This is a genomic window from Campylobacter sp. MIT 97-5078, from assembly GCF_006864455.1.
Taxonomy (GTDB): Bacteria; Campylobacterota; Campylobacteria; order Campylobacterales; family Campylobacteraceae; genus Campylobacter_D.
On sequence record NZ_QHLK01000004.1, the window covers coordinates 1 to 13,624 of the forward strand.

12 protein-coding genes and 1 tRNA gene are annotated in these 13,624 nt (G+C 33.6%); 2 read left to right on the forward strand and 11 right to left on the reverse strand.

The features are described 5' to 3' along the window. Nucleotides 1-1,194 (forward strand): DUF2972 domain-containing protein (locus DMB91_RS02815; RefSeq protein WP_221886025.1); only part of this gene is annotated, 1,194 nt, incomplete at its 5' end. A 109-nt stretch (nt 1,195-1,303) separates the two neighbouring features. On the opposite strand, the gene DMB91_RS02820 is transcribed toward DMB91_RS02815, so the two are convergent. Genes DMB91_RS02820 through zapB form a run of 4 tightly spaced genes read right to left on the reverse strand, consistent with a single transcriptional unit; the run spans nt 1,304 to nt 4,089 of the window. Next, on the reverse strand, nt 1,304-3,151 hold the full coding sequence (locus DMB91_RS02820; RefSeq protein WP_034906260.1) for a primosomal protein N': 1,848 nt from the start codon (nt 3,149-3,151) through the stop codon (nt 1,304-1,306). Then, nucleotides 3,148-3,621, reverse strand: coding sequence for a prepilin-type N-terminal cleavage/methylation domain-containing protein (locus DMB91_RS02825; RefSeq protein WP_034906257.1), 474 nt, complete (start codon nt 3,619-3,621; stop codon nt 3,148-3,150). Before DMB91_RS02825 ends, DMB91_RS02820 begins: the two co-directional genes overlap by 4 nt. Before the next feature lie 5 nt (nt 3,622-3,626). Further along, complete coding sequence (locus tag DMB91_RS02830) at nt 3,627-3,869, reverse strand: hypothetical protein (protein ID WP_034906254.1); 243 nt, start codon at nt 3,867-3,869, stop codon at nt 3,627-3,629. Next, nucleotides 3,859-4,089, reverse strand: coding sequence for a cell division protein ZapB (zapB, locus tag DMB91_RS02835; protein WP_034906251.1), 231 nt, complete (start codon nt 4,087-4,089; stop codon nt 3,859-3,861). The genes DMB91_RS02830 and zapB overlap by 11 nt, the downstream gene beginning before the upstream one ends. A gap of 102 nt (nt 4,090-4,191) precedes the next feature. Between zapB and uvrB the strand changes: the two genes are divergently transcribed. Further along, nucleotides 4,192-6,162: an excinuclease ABC subunit UvrB gene (uvrB, locus tag DMB91_RS02840; RefSeq protein ID WP_034906248.1), complete on the forward strand. Its 1,971-nt coding sequence runs from the start codon at nt 4,192-4,194 to the stop codon at nt 6,160-6,162. 122 nt (nt 6,163-6,284) lie between these two features. Here uvrB and DMB91_RS02845 read toward each other — a convergent pair whose 3' ends face one another. From DMB91_RS02845 to DMB91_RS02875, 7 genes are all read right to left on the reverse strand, one after another. Then, nucleotides 6,285-6,638: a hypothetical protein gene (locus DMB91_RS02845; RefSeq protein WP_034906245.1), complete on the reverse strand. Its 354-nt coding sequence runs from the start codon at nt 6,636-6,638 to the stop codon at nt 6,285-6,287. After that, nucleotides 6,635-8,020: a cytochrome P450 gene (locus tag DMB91_RS02850; RefSeq protein ID WP_034906242.1), complete on the reverse strand. Its 1,386-nt coding sequence runs from the start codon at nt 8,018-8,020 to the stop codon at nt 6,635-6,637. The genes DMB91_RS02845 and DMB91_RS02850 overlap by 4 nt, the downstream gene beginning before the upstream one ends. A 6-nt stretch (nt 8,021-8,026) precedes the next feature. Then, entirely contained in the window at nt 8,027-9,163 is a 1,137-nt protein-coding gene (locus tag DMB91_RS02855; RefSeq protein WP_034906239.1) for a hypothetical protein, read from the reverse strand. A gap of 103 nt (nt 9,164-9,266) precedes the next feature. Continuing rightward, on the reverse strand, nt 9,267-10,454 hold the full coding sequence (locus DMB91_RS02860; protein WP_034906236.1) for a capsule biosynthesis protein: 1,188 nt from the start codon (nt 10,452-10,454) through the stop codon (nt 9,267-9,269). Nucleotides 10,455-10,639: 185 nt separating this feature from the next. Then, nucleotides 10,640-12,685, reverse strand: a complete 2,046-nt coding sequence (locus DMB91_RS02865; RefSeq protein WP_143116800.1) for a capsular polysaccharide biosynthesis protein — start codon at nt 12,683-12,685, stop codon at nt 10,640-10,642. Nucleotides 12,686-12,797: 112 nt separating this feature from the next. Beyond that, nucleotides 12,798-12,887: transfer RNA gene (locus tag DMB91_RS02870), tRNA-Ser, on the reverse strand. Nucleotides 12,888-13,065: 178 nt separating this feature from the next. After that, nucleotides 13,066-13,617, reverse strand: coding sequence for a membrane protein (locus DMB91_RS02875; protein WP_034902311.1), 552 nt, complete (start codon nt 13,615-13,617; stop codon nt 13,066-13,068). Nucleotides 13,618-13,624 lie beyond the last annotated feature (7 nt).

The window sequence follows — 13,624 nt, forward strand, 5'->3', positions numbered from 1 at the left end:
AAAACGAGTGAAAATAATACTGATCAAGATGAGTTTAATACAAGCAAAACTTTATCTTATACTGATATAGAAGCTGAAGTGGCTTGGGATTTGAATTTGGCTTTGCCGAGGGGGTGTAAATTTGTTGCTTTTATGCCACATACTTTTGGGCGAAAGGCATTACACTCGGCATTAAATACGGCTGGGGCTAATTTAACCACATTAAGAAATGGCAAAAGAGATTATATAAGAATTTTTAATTTATTCAAGAAAGAGCAAGCAAATATCGATTTTGATGCTGTATATTATAAAAATAAAGATATTGATAAAACAATACATCTTTTACCTAAAAATACTCTTGCACTCCTTGTCTCTAGGGATCCTATTGACTCATTAACAAGTTTTTTAAATGTTCCATGGCCAACGCAAGGAAATTATTATACACTTGATGATACAAACTTTAAAGAAATTGCTGATCGGACAAGATTTTTACATGGTGGAGTTACAGAGCGTCTTGTTGAATATGCAACTTTTAAAGGACTTGATCTCTATTATCAAGAACATATGCTTTATATGATGATGTTTTATGATTATGTATTAAAAACTTGTAAAAATTTTGACCAATATCTCGTTGTAGATTTTCAAGAAAACTTACCAGAAAACATTTTTTCTACTATGAATACTTTGAGCAAGAAATTAAATATAAAAGGTGTAAAATTTGAGGATATATCCTATCTTAAGGCTAATAAAAACGCAGGTTTTGTTTTAGGATTGCCAATAACCCTTCATGTCAATGAAGAAATTGATATTATCATAAACAATTTTATACCTTCCCAAAATAATAACTTAATAGAGCTTAGCAAATCTAATTTTTTACAGATTGAAAGTCCATACTTAAAACTTTATTATTTAATTGACAAAAATCAAAATGAAATTCTTAATAAAGACTTGCACTTATGTGAAAAGGTAAAAGTATGGATTGAAAAATTTCATTTCGCACTTAATGAACATTGGAAAGAAACAAAAAATAGACGTATAACTAATGAGAAGTTGCTTAATTTCTTAAAAAGGGAAACAAAATATAGAAAGATTTTTAAAGAGCTTTTTGATAAAAATTTCGCTTATATCAAACAAACTCGCCCTGACATCACCGCTTCTTGGAAATACTATCAGGAATTTGAAAAAATGTGTGAGGAGTTGGATGAAAAAGATTAAAACACATAATAAAAATAGCTTAAATATAAAAATTTAAACCAAACTAGACAAAAAATCAAGCTATTTTTAATAAAAATGAGAACTTTTCAAGCTAAAAAACGCTAAAACACTAAGAAAAGTCGTTCGGATCCATATCCGCACTTAGCTCCTTATACTGCTGGGCAAAATGAGCGATTTTGATCAAATTTGTATGTGTGTTACTTCTTAGCAAGAGATAAAAACGCCATTTTGCGTTGATTAATTCTATAGCACAGCTTCCAAAACCTACAAGCTCAACGCTTTTAAGTTTTTTAAACTCCCCAGCTAAAAACTCGCAAAGCTCTTTTGCTTTTCTTTGATCTTTATGCTCGATGACAAGCCTTAAAAGCCTTTTAAAAGGCGGATAAAGGTTTTTTCTGTTTTCAAGCTCATCTTGCAAGAAGCGATCATAATCCTTGATATAAGCTTGAAAAAAAGCCTTTTGCTTGCTTTGTATAAGCACCCTTGCTTTGCCCTTGCGTCCAGCTCTTCCAGCTACTTGCATGGCTAAAGCTAGGCATTCTTCACTAGCTTTATAATTTGGACGAAACAAAAACTCATCAAGCCCTAAAATCACACTTAAATCCACACTATGATAATCATGTCCTTTAGCCAGCATAGAAGTGCCAACTAAAATGTCAATCTTTTGCTCGTTAAAGTCCTTAAGTATAGCATTAAGCTTAGTCATGCTTGTGATTTTATCGCGATCAAACTGAGCGATATTTGGGCTAAATTCGCTTAAAGCTTGCCTAAGTTGCTCGCAAAGCTCTGCTGTGCCTATCTTGCTTGCTTCAAGCATAGCACCTTGACAATGAGGGCAGATTTGATCTATGGGCTTTACAAAGGAGCAATAATGGCATTTTAAAAGATTTTTGTTTTTATACACACTCATGGCTATGCTACAAAATGGGCATTTGATCCTCTCACCGCAGTTTTTACATTGCACTTGGCGAAAATTTGCACGACTTGGCAGAAAAACCACAGCCTGTTTTTTTGCTCTTAAACTTACTCTAAGTTCCCTTAAAACAACACTAGAAAGCCCTAAATCACTCTCATCAAAGATGAATTCTTTTTCGCTTTCATAAAAAGTGCCACGAAGTCTAAAATGCTTTTGCTTATAAAAGCTTGTTAAGCTTGGCGTAGCTGAGCCTAAAAGCACTTGTATATTATGCTTTTGTCCCAAAAAAACAGCCAAATCCCTTGCATTGATATAAGGCTTGTTATTTGCCTTGTAAGAATTATCATGCTCTTCATCAACGATGATGAGTTTAAGTTTATTAAAGGGTAAATTTAAAGCCGATCTTGCCCCAGCAACAAGTAAAATTTCGCCATTTTGCAAGGCTTGCAAGGCTTCATCTTTTTTCTTTTTTGAAATTTTTGAATGCCACATGATGAATTTATCTTCAAAATACACACTCAAACGTTTTTGCATTTGTGGGCTAAGTGAAATTTCTGGCATTAAAAGTAAGGCTTGCTCACCTTTTTGCATACATTTTTTAATCAAGCTTATGTAAATTTCAGTCTTTCCGCTGCCTGTATCTGCAAAAAGCAAGCTTGAGCTTTGTTCTTGTAAAAAATCATAAGCCTTAGTTTGCAAAGGGCTTAAACTCACACTTTTTAAAGGTGTAAAAGCATGAGTTTTATAAGGTTTTAAAAGTTCAAAAGAAGCCAAAACAAAGCCTAGCTTGCAGGTATAATAATAACTTATAAAACTAGCTAGTTCAAATTGAGTCTGGGTTAAAACGCGTCCGGTTTTTTCTATGATGGCTTTAGTCGTAAAATTTGGCTTTGAAAGTTCTTTAAGAATGATAGCCCTATGAGGCTTATTTTGCTTGCCAAAAGGCAGGATTACCTCGCTTAAAGGCTCGCATTCAAATTCGCTTTCATAAGTAAGATTATCAAGATAAGAGCCTATAATGGCAAGTTCATAATACCTCATAAAAGCTCTTTACAAATGCTTGAGCTTACACACTCAAAACTCATGGTGCTAGGCTCATACACAAAATCCACAAAGCTTTTGCTGCTGAGATAAAAACGATACGTTCGCTTTCCTGTTTTCATCCATGCTTTAGAATTTGAATAAATTGGACTTACCAGCACACTTTTTGTGCAACAATCGCCCCCATTACATGCTTTAATTTCGCTTATAGAGCAATAAAACAAAGTCTGTTTTTCACTCATTATACTTGCCTCATCAAGCACGGCTAAATTTTGTGTTTGGGTAAAAATATCTTGATTTTTGTGAAAAGCCAAAGCACTTTGTATAGTGGTAAAATCAGCCTTTAAACGAAATAAATTCGCATCTTGCTTGCTAAGATGAAAATACGGCAGAGCAATACCTACAAGCAAGGCTAAAATAAGTATAACTAAAACAAGTTCAAGCAGGGAAAAAGCTTTTTTAAAAGCCATAAATTTTACTTTAGTGGTGTTTCATTGATCGTTTTTAAAAGCTTGTTGAGTTCTTTTTGCAACATATAATAATCATAGCTTTTCTTCACAAAGGCATTAACGAATTGTTTGAGTTCTATTTTTTTTGTTCCATTTGAAACAAGATCAATATCTGTTTCAAGGTAGTTTGCAAAATCTTCTCCACAACGAACGGTAAAATCTTTTGCTGAAACATTGATGATGACTTCTTTTATCCCATCACTTGCCAAGCACAGCCTCTATTTTCTTAGTAATATCTTCGCTGACTATGTTTTTGCTTTTTAACTCTTCTTCAAGTCTTGAAATTTCATTACTTTTAGCTTCATTTTGAGCTTTTACACTCACAAGTTCATTTCTTAAGTTGTCGCAGGTTTCTACGAGTTCATTATAACGCTCTAAAAGCTCATTAACCTTATCTGTAAGTGTGTTAATAATTTTATCATCATACATTGATCTTGCCTTTTTGAAAAATATTTTTCTAATTGTAGCAAAAAAGTTTTAAATTTTAAGCATTTTTTTGTAGAATTTGGCTTTTAATAAGGAAAAAAGTCTATGAAACTTACCAGCGATTTTATCCCAAGTCCTGATCAACACCAAGCTATTGAGGGCATAGTTAAAAGCATAAAAGCAGGCAATAAATACCAAACCTTGCTCGGTGTTACAGGCAGTGGAAAGACTTTTACTATGGCAAATGTGATTGAAAAGCTAAACATGCCAACCTTGATAATGAGTCATAATAAAAGCTTGTGTGCACAGCTTTATAGCGAATTTAAGGGCTTTTTCAAAGAGGATTTTGTGGAGTATTTTATCAGCTATTATGATTATTATCAGCCAGAAGCTTATATCCCACGCACTGATGTTTTTATAGAAAAAGACAGCTCAGTAAATGAAGACTTAGAAAGGCTTCGTTTGAGTGCTACAGCTTCACTTTTAAGCTATGAAAATGTGCTTTGTATTGCTAGCGTTTCAGCAAATTATGGCTTAGGCAATCCAAATGAGTATGTAGGCATGGTTTTAATCCTTGAAGAAAGCATGCAACTTTCTCAAAAAGAGCTTTTAAAAAAGCTTGTGGATATGGGCTATAAAAGAAATGATAACTTTTTTGATAGGGCTGATTTTAGGGTAAATGGCGATACTATAGATATTTATCCAGCTTATTTTGAAGATGAGGTGGTGAGGCTTGAATTTTTTGGCGATGAACTTGAGAAAATGTATCATGTTAATGTGCTTGAAAATAAAAAAGGCAAAGAACTGAAAAAATTCATACTCTATCCAACAAGCCAGTTTAGCGTTGGTGAAGTAAGGCTAAAACAAGCCATCAAAGACATTAAAAAAGAACTCGCCTCCAGATTAGCTTTTTTTGAAAATGAAAATAAGCTTGTAGAGTATCAAAGACTTAAGCAAAGAGTTGAGTTTGATCTAGAAATGCTTGAAAGCACAGGTATGTGTAAGGGCATTGAAAATTACGCTTTGCATTTAACAGGACTAAAGCCCGGCGATACGCCTTATACGCTCTTTGATTATCTTAATATAGGTGATAGAAAATTCCTTGTTATCGTCGATGAAAGCCATGTGTCTTTGCCTCAGTTTAGGGGCATGTTTGCAGGCGATAGAAGCAGGAAGCAAACCTTGGTTGATTATGGTTTTCGCTTGCCTTCAGCCCTTGATAATCGCCCTTTAATGTTTGATGAGTTTATAAACAAAAATTGTCAATTTCTCTTTGTTTCAGCAACCCCAGCACCCCTTGAGCTCGAACTTAGCAAAGATCAAGTTTTTGAGCAAATTATGCGTCCAACAGGCTTACTTGATCCTTTAATAGAGCTAAAAGATAGCGACAATCAAGTTGAAATTCTCTTTGATGAGGCAAAAAAGGTTATAGCTAGAAATGAAAGAGTTTTAGTTACTGTGCTCACTAAAAAGCTAGCTGAAGAACTTAGCCACTATTATATAGAGCTTGGTTTAAAGGTAAAATACATGCATTCAGATATTGATGCCATTGAAAGAAATGAGATCATAAGAGGGCTTAGAACAGGATTTTTTGATATACTCATAGGTATAAATTTACTTCGTGAGGGACTTGATCTACCTGAAGTTAGTCTTATAGCCATAATGGATGCTGATAAAGAAGGTTTTTTAAGAAGCACAACAAGTCTTATTCAAACCATAGGAAGAGCAGCTAGAAATGTCAATGGCAGGGTTTTGCTCTTCTGCAAAAAAATCACAAAGTCCATGCAAGAAACCATGGATATTACAACTCAACGTAGAACATTGCAAGAAGCTTATAATAAAAAGCATAATATCACCCCAAGTTCAGTCAAAAGAAATTTAGAAGATAGTCTTAAAAATGAAGTCGATGAAGCTGAAATTTACCGCAAAGGCAAAAAATTAGAAAAAATGCCAGCAAGTGAAAGAGCGAAGCTTGTAAAAGAACTAAGAAAGCAAATGTTGGAGGCTGCCAAAGCACTTGAGTTTGAAAAAGCAGCAGCTTTAAGAGATGAGATAGCCAAGCTTCGCACTGTATAAATTGCTTAAATTTGTTTTAAAACTTTAAGGTGTTACAAGCAAAACTTAAAGAAAAGCCTTAATGAAAATTTAAAAATAACTTTGCAAGCAAAAAATTCAAAAATATCAAAAGTAAAAAAAACTTAAATTTGCTTACCTATGCTTTGCTTGTCAAGTCCTTTTTTAAGCATAAGATCAATGATAGGCTGTTCTCTTTTATTAGCTCTTTTGCAATGGTCTTTTTGAAAAAAATCAGTGATTTTTATCACAACCTTAGCCCAAGTTTTTTTTCTTTCTCGCCACGCGTGCGAAGAGAGGCTTTCCCACGCATAGCCGTTAAATAAAGTTGCATTAACAAAATGATCCATAGCACGCACACCTTGACGCACCCTTGCTACACTGACGAAAATTCCCACAAAAACGATAAAAATATACCCTATAATAAATAAAGGCACTACAACACACAAAAGTAAGGTGCCAGCTAGCTTTTCTTTCATTCACTCTTTCTTTTACTAAACTTGATATACATTCCATTTGCCGTGCGTATAGTAAGACGCCCAACGACATCTGGGATAAAATTTTCTTGTAATTCTAGCTTATATTTGCTTAAAATATAACTAAGTATGATCATGGCTTCTTGCATAGCAAAGCCCTGTCCTATACACACCCTTTCTCCCATACCAAAAGGCATATAAGCGTCTTTATTTTCAAGCTTTTCAAATCTTGAAGGATCAAAATCATCTGGCTTATGCCAAATTTTGCGGTGGCGATGTATAAGCCAAGGAGCAACAACCACACCTGAACCTTTTTTAACCTCTTTATCACGAATTTGCGTATCTTTTCTAGCACTTCTAGCAAAAAATCCAACAGGCGGATAAAGCCTTAATGCCTCTTTAAAGCAGTAATTAAGCCATTTAAGCTTTTTAATATGCTCGATTTTTGGCTCTTTTTCATCTTGTAAAATTTCCTTAAGCTCTTTATATGCCTTTTCTTGCTCATCTTCATATAAAGAAAGCAGATACAAGGTCCAAGTTAAAGAACTTGCTGTGGTTTCATGTCCTGCTAAAAAGAGCATGGAAACTTGATCAAGAATTTCCTTAAAAGAAAAACGTTCATTTGTATCACTATCAACAACCTTAAGCAAAGAAGCTAAAATATCATTTCTATCCTCTGCTAAACCCTTGTTTTCTTCTTCGTAGCGAGGTTTGATAATATCGCTAAGCACTTTTCTTATCACTTCTCCAGCTTCTAAACGTTTTTTTTCGCCAAGTAAATTTGAAAGCCATTTTGGAAAGCAAAACATTTGCCTCATCGCTGTTCTCACGCTTTGTTCTTGAAAAGTAACAAAGGCATCAAGTATGATTTTACCTTTTTGTTCATCAAGTTTTTCACTCATTATAGTACGAAAAATCACATCAGCTGTTACAAAAGTCATCTCCTCATCAACTTCGATGATGCCATCTGCTTGTTTGTCAATTTGCCTTTCAAGGCGAATGACTAAGTCCCTAGCTGCTGCACTCATAAGCTCAAAAACCTTGTATATCCTTGTCATCTCAAAGCTTGGACGCAAAAGCTCCCTTTGCTTTTTCCATACCTCATCATTTGTCGTAAAAATACTTTGTCCTAAAAGTGGCTCTAAAAGGCGGTGCAAAAGCTCACTTTTCGGGAATTCTTTTACCTCGTTCACCATGATTTTCTTGACTTCTTGGGGGTTATTAACTACAAAAAGATCAAAGCCGGGCATTTTTACCCTGCCTGTTTGCATGCTATAGCTTTTCTCATACAGCCCATCAAGCCATGATCTACGTTTAAGCAAAAAAGTCATTAAATTTGACGCCTTATTTTTGTAAGGTTTTGGCTTAAAAGGACATTGTATCATAGTGTTTTACCTCGCTTTAATTTTGTCTTCAAGTATTTTTTCATCAACCACAAAAGCAAAAAAATCATATTCACCTTTGTGCTGGCCTGCTTCTAAGTATAAAAAATGGGCTCTATACCAATCACGCCTTATTTTAGCGTATTCTTCTTTACTATAAAGCTTATAAAAATGTGTCGAAAGAAAGGATGGTGAAATTTGCATATCCTTAATCCCACTCGTTTTAAAAAAATCAACTTTATAAAAACATGCCCCATCAATCTTGGAAGTAAAATCAAACCAAGTAAGCTTAAATTGAGCTAAAAAGGCAAGATTTTGTTTGTATAAATTATCATGTTTATGATAGCTCATCAAAGGCACACATTCGCCCAAAGTAAGCACCTTAAGCTTATCAAAAGGGATATTTTCATCAAGACTTTGTTTAATCAAGTCTGCAAGCACGTTGATGATCAAGATCGTGCCTACACTATGTGCACAAAGTATGAGCTCATAATTTTCTTTTCGTGCATTAGCTTTCAGAGTTTTAAAAACAATTTTAGCAAATTCAGCCGTTCTTGCGTCTATATCTTTAATCTCGCCTCTAGCCCAACGAGAGCAAAATGCACATATTCGTAAGAGCCAAAATGCCGCTGTTTTATTGCCTATCTTAAAAATGAGCTTGCTTGAAAAATACAACACAAGCAAAGAAAATATCACAGCTATAATCTCGTGGCTTGCATTTACTATAGGCTTGAAGCTAAAAAAGATAAAAGCAAAGATAAACAAATAGCTAAAAAGCACATAAAAAAATGGATAAAATCCAGCTACTAAAGGAGCTTTACACGCCTTCGCAAAACGCACAAACAAGCCCGTAATCACGTAAATTTTAAAAAAATCAAAAGCATCAGCAAGTATGGAAAAGATATTTTTATGCCAATTTGCCTTGACTATGTCATTCCACGCTAAAAAATGATAATAATTTTGTGAATTTTCACCTTGAATGCTCCAAGAGGTGTGGAATTCATATTCTTGTTTATTCTTAGAGAGTATGAATTTTTTTTGTGTCATTTTTTCGTAAAAGGCTAAATTTTTCTTAAACATTAAATAATAATATCTAAAGCCTCTTGGATCATACCCTGCTATGTAAAAAATATCTCTTTTTTGCATTATAGCTCTTTGTTTTTGAGAATTTAACTAAAATTAATTAATCAATTCCTAACATTTATAAGAGCAAAAAAGCCTAATTTATAGTAATTTTACGGGCTTATTATCAAAGTTCTAAAAAAGAATTTTTGTAAAAATTGCCATTGATTTGATTGTTTTGTATGAGATAACTTCTAAAATTTGTATAGAGTTTATAATTTGGCTTAAACGCATGGGCTTCTTTCCAAAATATATCCAAAGGTTTTTGATAGCTCAAGCCCTCTATATCATAAAATGCCTTACCGCACACCTTAAGCGAACAGTTATGATACAAGGCTGAAAGTCCAACGGTTGAATTAACAACAACACAACCCAAAGCATCGTTTAAAAGGCTTGGTAAGTGAGCATCGTGTATATAAAAAACTCTTCCCTCAAGCTTATATTGCCTACAAAGCCTGTTTATCAAAACACCATAATGAGTATAACCCCTATCCATAGGATGATGCTTAAACACAAGGCAGTGTTTATCTCTGGCATTTAAAGCAAAAGAGCTTAGTGTTTGAATGATGAAATGCTCAACACTCCCACCCTTATAATGCTTTAAAATTTGCGTATCATTAAATACCTGCAAAACAGCGACGAAATATTTCCCTTTGAGTTTTTTAAGCTCTTCATTCGTCTTTTTTTCACTAAATTTATACCAAAATTTCCTATAAAAAGCTCGTATCCAAGGGATAAGTTCGAGTGGGCTTAAAGAACGATGATGTAAGCGATTGTTGTAAAAAGGAGCCAGCAAAAAAGCAAAAAGCCAATACCAAAAAGCAAAAAAAGCCATACACTCAAAAGCACCTTCAAATTTCTCATTCGCAACACTTACAGGAACTTCAAGATCAATATAAAAATTCTTATCCCTAGGAAGCTGAGAATTTGCATTAACGCCGTTTTTCTCAAAAGTGATGAAATTTGGGCGAAGATAGCCTTCTTCAAAGATGTAAATGCCTATTTTAAGGCTTTTAGCAGCCCTTATAGCTATGCTATGCAAAGGACGGCAGTCATTATAAGTGATGATATAATCGATCTTGTGTTCTTTGCAAAAATTTTTAAAAAAGGTTTTGAAATTTTTAAGCTCGCCTTTATACTTATGAGCATTAAAAGGATAAAAAAACTTATCTCCGCCGTTAAAATTAAGTTTAAATACCCTAGCATCATTTTGTTTAAGTTTTTTTGCAAGTTTGCTAAAAAAAGGACCGATTGGACCTTGCAGTAAAAGAACATTTTTACCAGCAAATTCTTTCATCTTTTGCTTAAAATTCATAACGACTAACGTATCCTCGCCCCATATCTCTAATAAAATATTGATTTTTGAAAATTTTAATTATAACAAAAAAATAAAAATTTAACTTGAAATAAAGTCTAAAAAGCAACATTTTTTTAAATTTTCTTTATGCGCTATCTTGACTTTAACGCAAGAATTTATTAAGAAGAATTTCCAAGTCAAATTTAATTTTTTATAAAAAAGTATTCATATGCTCGTCTTATCTTTCTTAGGCTAACATTTCTTAAAACAAGCAAAAATCTCAACCATTTTTTAGAAAAATACGCATTTTGAAGCTCAAGCAAGCTCTTAAAAGCAGGTTCAAACTCACAAAGCTTTTTATCTTTAGCATTAATATATCTTGGATATATAAGCAAAGTTCCCGCGACAAGCTCCTCAAGTGTAAGTTTTCTTTTGCGACGAGCACAGATGAGTTTATCTGTAGTTAAACCCCAGCCCGCATAAAAAGGAAGTCCATATACCACCACTTTTTTAGCTCTTAAAATCGCCTCAAAACCAACGGTTGAAGTGATAGTATGCACCTCATCAACACTATCTAAACAAGAATGCAAACTCACATCACAAACTATCTCATCGCAATATTCAAGTATGATTTTCTCATCTTTTAGCCCTTTTCTGTTACCGCTAAGCACATCAGGATGAGGTTTAAAGACTATATAAGCATCTTTATTTTCAAGTCTTGCTTGCTTAATAAGCTCTTGAGTGCTTAGCTTAAAACCGCCAAGTAACATAGAAGCGTCATCTTCAACTTGAGCAGCGATGAGGAGGATTTTCTGTTCTTTTTTGGCATTAAATTTGATATTTTTATGAATATCATTGTTGTATTTTGAGAATTTATGCTTGATAATTTCTTTGATCGTTTTTTGTGCTTTTTGGATATGACTTTGATTAAATTCGTAATTTTGCAAGAGGTATTCTAAATCACTTTCCTTGCTTGGATCAATATAAAGTCCCTTACTATCAATTACCAAAGAAAAAGGACGCGTCAAATCAGAACCCAAAGAAACCGATCGGATAAAGCCATCTTCAACTCTAAAAATTCTCACCCTTTCGCCAAAAACTTCTTTGATTTTTTCATCACTAAAACTTGCTCCCCACACAAAAAGCTTGTCATCATTTTTAAAATTTATAGGCTTTTTAAGAGAATTTAAAAAAATGAGTTTGTTTGCTTTAGCTTTAAAAAAAGGCTTGATAAAATGATGTTTCCAGAGCGAAAAACCTAAGAAAAACAAAGTATTTGAATTGACTTGCTCGATAGTTTTATACTTATAAAGTGAGTTTATAGTATCTAAAATATCGCTTTTTTCTTGTGAGTAGGGATTAAAATACTCACTATAAAGTATATATGCTGCTGCAAAAAGCTCTTCAAGTGTAAGTTTTCTCTTGCGACGGGCACAGACGAGTTTATCTGTAGTTAAACCCCAGCCCGCATAAAAAGGCAAGCCATAACATACGCATTCACAGCCACACAGCAAAGCTTCAAAGCCCATTTGAGAAGTTTTTGTATAAACTTTATCAAAATGTTTTAGCAAGGCTATAGGATTAAAATTTTCTTTAATCAACACGCAGTTGCTAGGTAAATTGCAAAAATCAAAATCAGCTTTTTTCTTTTTGCTCAACACATCTGGGTGAATTTTAATGTAAATTTGAGTATTTTGATTTTCTTTTATGGCATCATTTATCATTTTTTGAGTGCTAAACTGCAAGGCTAAGCCATATTTTAAGGACGCATCATTTGCACTTTGAGTGATGATTAAAATACGTTTTTGCTTACTTTTTGTGAAAAAATCATTTGGTAAATCAAGAGCGTTATTGTATTTGCTTAACCCGTATTTTTTGATAAGCTGTATTGATTGTGTAGCAAGTTGAAGTAAGCTTTTATCCTGTTTAAAGTCATATTCATTAAGTATATTTTCAAGCCTTGAAGGCGAAGTAGCATCATAATAAATACCCACATCATCACGCACCAGACTAAAACTAGGCGAATGCTCAAGCCCCAAACCAACAGAGCGTAAAAACCCATCTTCTAAAAGTTCAAATTTAGCCTTATATCTTTGAGCTTGCTTTAGCGCCCAAAATCCAGAACTCTTACGCCCCCAGCCATAAAATACACTTTTTTTATCAACCTTAGCACCTAGTATGAAAGGCTTAAGGTTTAAAAAAGACTTGACATTGTTTATAAGACGTTTAGAGTTTGCGTATCGTTTCATATCATCACTTTTCAAAAAAATAAATTATAACATTAAATTTAAGATACTTTTGCTTTTATCTGCTTGTATGAAGTAGAAAAATGATAAGGCTTAACAAAAGAAGCCTTGAAAGTGGCGGACAGAGAGGGATTTGAACCCTCGAGACCCGTTAAGATCTGCACCCTTAGCAGGGGTGTGGTTTCAGCCACTCACCCATCTGTCCTTTGTGGTTTTAAAGCTGTAATTATAACGAATCTAGCTTGAATTTAACTTAAAAAGCTTAAATCCGCTGGCTTTGTTTTTAGCTTCAAAACAAAATAACCATACCAAAACGATAAAATTGTAAATTAAAAGATAAAATTAAATATCTCTTAAGCTCAAAAAGCCTAAAAGAAGCTGTGTTATAGGCTAAGATAGGCTAAAATAAAGGTTACAACAAAAGCAAAAGCAATGGTTAGAAGTTGTTTTTGTCTGTCTTTTTTTATCGCCACAAGCGTGATCATCAGCCCTGAGATATAAAGAGTAATCAAAGCCAGCCCAAAACCCACAGAAAGCACACTAAAATACCATTTACCCTTATCCTTGTGAAGCATGATCATATCGCCAAGCAAACTTCGCTCTTTCGTGGTAATCACAATTTGATCATTATCTTGCTTGATATTAATACTATAATGCACTCCACCCATACTCATGCCCTTGCCTTTTTTATCATTTTTAAGCTTGGTATTACTTGGAATTTTAAGTTTAAGTTCTTTAAGCAAAGCAAGAAGTTCTTCTTTTTCTTTGCCTAGAGTAAGCGTTTTTTTTACGCTAAAGCTTTGTTCTTTAAGTCCTATATCTTGATTTATTCCAAAGATGTAAGCTATACCTGTAACAGCATACATCAAAGCAAGTGGCAGAAAAAATAAACTCACATAAATATGAATTTGGCGAAAAAATTTATTTTTATTCATATCAAAA